The 4,187-nt window shown below is 62.5% G+C and carries 4 protein-coding genes and 1 pseudogene; 3 read left to right on the top strand and 2 right to left on the bottom strand.

Annotated elements, in window-relative coordinates; all coding sequences use genetic code 11:
* Positions 1–188: pseudogene (locus tag VJS46_RS10940) on the top strand (hypothetical protein); the annotation flags it as partial.
* A gap of 21 nt (positions 189–209) precedes the next feature.
* On the opposite strand, the gene VJS46_RS10935 reads toward VJS46_RS10940, so the two are convergent.
* Both VJS46_RS10935 and VJS46_RS10930 read right to left on the bottom strand, forming a co-directional pair.
* The gene (locus VJS46_RS10935; RefSeq protein ID WP_324060082.1) at positions 210–1,544 is read right to left on the bottom strand and encodes an AmpG family muropeptide MFS transporter; all 1,335 of its coding nucleotides are present in this window, start codon (positions 1,542–1,544) and stop codon (positions 210–212) included.
* A gap of 267 nt (positions 1,545–1,811) precedes the next feature.
* Entirely contained in the window at positions 1,812–2,291 is a 480-nt protein-coding gene (locus VJS46_RS10930) for a response regulator (RefSeq protein ID WP_324060081.1), read from the bottom strand.
* A 161-nt stretch (positions 2,292–2,452) separates the two neighbouring features.
* Between VJS46_RS10930 and VJS46_RS10925 the strand changes: the two genes are divergently transcribed.
* Positions 2,453–3,361 carry a pseudouridine synthase gene (locus VJS46_RS10925; RefSeq protein WP_324060083.1) on the top strand — a complete coding sequence of 303 codons (909 nt, stop codon included), beginning with the start codon at positions 2,453–2,455 and terminating at the stop codon, positions 3,359–3,361.
* Positions 3,358–3,897 (top strand): 16S rRNA (guanine(966)-N(2))-methyltransferase RsmD, encoded by a 540-nt coding sequence (gene rsmD / locus VJS46_RS10920; protein ID WP_324060080.1) that lies wholly within the window; start codon positions 3,358–3,360, stop codon positions 3,895–3,897. Before VJS46_RS10925 ends, rsmD begins: the two co-directional genes overlap by 4 nt.
* Positions 3,898–4,187: the final 290 nt, after the last annotated feature.

The following is a 4,187-nucleotide window of genomic DNA, read 5'->3' as shown; positions in this document are numbered from 1 at the left end:
TGACCGCCGATGAAGGCCTGCTTCTGGACGCGATCGGCACTGCGCTCGAAGAGCCGCATGCCGCTTATGAAAAGATCGTGACCCTGCTCGGCAATGACGATGCGCTGGGGGCGCTTACCTGCCTTCAGGCCGTGGCGCAGGCGCATAGCGACCTGGGCCGCCCGCTCGATCTTTACGCGGCGGGCTGACCTTCTGGCGGCCCGCTTCCCTTAATCGTCGTCGGTGCTTGGCTGCCTGACACTGTCCACGACAAACCCCTTATGCCAGATGAGCCAAAGCAATGCCATTCCTGGTAGAGCAGCAACAATAGTGGTCAGCCAGAAGCCTACCCAGCCGGCGTGTTCCGCGATAATCCCGGCTGGTGCAGCGAGCCAGGTTCGTCCGACGGCGGCAAAAGACGACAGCAACGCAAATTGCGTTGCTGTGTAGGCCAAACTCGAAAGCCCAGATAAATAGGTCACAAACACGGTCAATCCAATGCCGCTCGTCACCTGTTCGGTCGCCACCGCAATAGTGAGCCACAATGTAGAATGACCATGCATCGCGACCCCGACAAAGGTGAAGTTGCTCAGCATCATCATCAAGCCGGACCAAAGCAAGGCACGTCCCATGCCCAGCCAAGCTATGAATGGCGCAGCCAGCGCCGTTCCGATGATCAGGCCCCAGAAGCCGACCACTTTGTTGATCGCGATGAACTCGGCATCGGTAAAACCCAGATCTACAATCATGGGATTGAGCATACCTTGCCCCATGGCGTCTCCGATTTTGTACAATAGCACGAATGACAGGATTAGCACCGATCCGCGCCGTCCGAGAAATTCGATGAAGGGATTAAGGACCGTTTCCTTGAGCCAAACGGAAATGCTCTTACCCGCCATTTCGGCATGGCGATCTACATAGATGCCAGGCCCGGCGATCAACGCGCCTATCGCACCAGGCAGAACAAGCAATCCGGTCAGGCCATAGGCTAAGCCCCATCCCAGCCCCAGACCGGTTTCAGGCGAATAAAGAAAGATGGTGCCGACGCCCGAAAAGAAAGCGCCTAGACGATAGCCGAACTGATTGGTCGCGGTGCCATAGGGCAGTTCGTCGTCGCTCAATATCTCAATTCGATAGGCGTCGATAACGATGTCCTGTGTCGCACCAAGGAAAGAAACGAGGATCGCGCAAAAAGCAAAATAGCCAAGGTGGTGGGCAGGATCACTGCTCCCCAGCATCCATATGGCGCAAAACAGCAGCGTCTGGACGAAGAACAGCCAGGCGCGACGCTGGCCGAACAGCCGCGTCAACAACGGCAGGGGCAACTTGTCGACAATCGGCGCCCACAACCATTTCAACGTGTATGGTGTGGTCAGGCCAATTGCGAAACCGATGGTCGACTTTTGAATGCCGACCTTTGACAGCCAATAACCCATTGTTCCGAGCAACAGCATCAGCGGGAAGCCGCTGGATATGCCGATCAGTAGCGACACGAAGGGCATCGGCCTGAAATAAGGACGCATGACGTCCTTCCAATTCTTCGCATCTTCGGCAGCGCCCGTCACTTATATCCCCCAGGTGGCATCCATCACGCCACCATATGGCCAAATGCCTGGGAAACAAGCGGGACGTGGTTGGTGGAAGGGGGGAGAGTCAAGCTTCGTCCCCTTGTGGGATAGGAACGTCGCCGAATGGCCAGGAGCGGACCTCAAATCACCCCTCCCTTTCAAGGGAGAGGACGGGGGTGGGTCGCCGCGTCAGCGGCGCTCTGCGCGGCCGGGTAGAAGCTCGCTTCGCTCGCCCCCACCCCAACCCCTCCTGAAGGGGAGGGGCTATGACTGGAAACCACCCAGATCCGCCAGGTCTCCAAACAGATGCAGTCCCATCGGGAAGCGCGGCGGTTCGGCGCCGCGCAGCGTTGCTTCGATCACCGCGATCGCTGCCACCAGGTCGCGCGGCAGACAGGGCTTGGCGAGGCAACCCACCGCGATTTCATGCGCGTCGCTGGGACAGGCGCCGGTCACGAACAGTACCGGCAGCCCCTTCTCATGGGCCTCCCGCGCCACATCGATGCCAGTCTTGTCGCCATGCAAGGTGATGTCCGCGATCACCAGATCGACGTCATCCTCCTCCAGCACGTTCACGGCATGATCATAATCGTCGACCGTCGCCGCGACGCGATAGCCCGCCAGTTCCAGCGCATGCTCATTGTCGAAGGCCACCAGCGGCTCATCCTCGACGATCAGCACGCTGCGGATCGCCTTATACTGACGCCTTGCCTTCGCTTCCCCTTTGACAAACCCGAAAAACATTTGCCGATCCGCCCCATTTACGCCATGCAGCCGATCAACACGCCGTGCAGCCAACCGGTTTCGGAGGCGCCCGTCGCATTGGCGAAAGGGTAGCACCATTCGTCACTTTCATGGCCTTTCGGATATGGGAAGGCCCTGGCTCCATGAAAAGGAACTGCCCCCTGGAACCGCCGAAAAAATCTGGACCGCCGCGTCGGACTGGACCGGGCGGCCCCAAGCGCCCAGCCGCCCCTGGTGCCGGTTCTCGGCCGGCACGGCCGCCCGTCCGGAAAAAGCCGACCGCGCCCGCCAAGCCGGTCAATCCGCACCCTGCCCGTGCGGCAGCTGTAGCCAGCGGCACGAATGAGCCGCAGCGCATAGCCAAGCTGCTCGCCCGCGCGGGCGTCGCCTCCCGCCGGGAGATCGAGCGGATGATCGAGGAAGGCCGCGTCACCCTGAATGGTGAGGCGGTGACGACCCCCGCGACCCTGCTTGCGTCGCTCCATGGCGTCGCGGTCGACGGCAAGCCCGTCGCCGCGCCCGCGCCGGCACGCCTGTTCCTTTTCCACAAGCCGTCGGGCTATCTCACCACCGAGCGCGACCCGCGCGGCCGCCCGACCATCTATGACAGGCTGCCCGCAGACCTGCCCCGCCTAATGCCGATCGGGCGGCTCGACATGACCACGGAGGGCCTGCTGCTGCTCACCACCGACGGCGAGTTCAAGCGCCAGATGGAGCTGCCCGCGACCGGCGTGCCGCGCACCTATCGCGCGCGTGCCTTCGGCGAAGTCAGCCAGGCGCAGCTGGAGGATCTGTTCGAGGGCATAGAGATTGACGGCGTCCGCTACGGCCAGATCGAAGCCAATCTGGAGCGGCGGACCGGCCGCAACCAGTGGATCGAAATGACCCTGACCGAGGGCAAGAACCGCGAAGTCCGCCGCGTGCTGGAGCATCTGGGGCTGCAGGTGAGCCGCCTGATCCGTACCAGCTACGGCCCCTTTCACCTCGGCGAACTGGCGCAGGGCGCGGTCGAGGAAGTACGGCAGCATGACCTCATCCTCTTCCGCAAGAGCCTGAAGGCGCCGAAATGAGGATCGTCGCAGGTCAGTGGCGCGGCCGCCCGCTGGTCGCGCCCAAGGGCGACGCCACCCGCCCCACCGCGGACCGCACACGCGAAACCCTGTTCTCGATGCTGTTGAGCCGCATCGGGTCCTTCGAGGGGCTCGCCGTCGGCGATTTCTTCGCCGGCTCCGGCGCGCTCGGCTTCGAAGCGCTGTCGCGCGGCGCGGCAAGCTGCATCTTCGTGGAGCAGGATCGTGCCGCGATCGACGCGATCCGGGCCAATGGCGACAAGCTCGGTCTGCGCCCCGACATCCGCCAGAACAGCGTGCTGTCCCTGGGGCCGGCGCAAAAGCCGCTGGACCTGATCTTCATGGACCCGCCCTATAATAGCGGCGCGGGTGCGGTCGCACTCGACAAGCTCGGGCGCCTCGGCTGGACCGGCCCCGCGACCTGGATCAGCATCGAAACCGACCGGCGCGAGGATGTGGCGGTGAAGGGCTTCGCTATCGATGCAACGCGCGATATCGGCAAGGCGCGCCTTACGTTACTGCGAAGCGAAGCCTGACGCAGCGGAAGAAGGCGGGCATGGGTGGAGAGCGGACAAGGTTTGTGGTCGAAGCGTAACGTGCTCCTGCGAAGGCAGGAGCCCAGGCCCGCCGTCTGAACTGGGCTCCTGCCTTCGCAGGAGCACGAATTGCTCAATGGCAACAGGTCGCCGGAAACCGCCCCTGCTCCGCCGACTGTAACCTTCGGGCCACAGCCGGCGCAAAAAACATCCTACAGACCTCATTCTTCCCTGTCCTACATCCCTCCGACCTGCCTATTTCGGCCCGGTCTTTGAAATGTCGGAACCTC

This window comes from Rhizorhapis sp. (genome assembly GCF_035276005.1).
Classification (GTDB): domain Bacteria; phylum Pseudomonadota; class Alphaproteobacteria; order Sphingomonadales; family Sphingomonadaceae; genus Rhizorhapis.
Note: the sequence above shows the minus strand (reverse complement) of the source record. Positions and strands in the feature narration are given on the sequence as shown.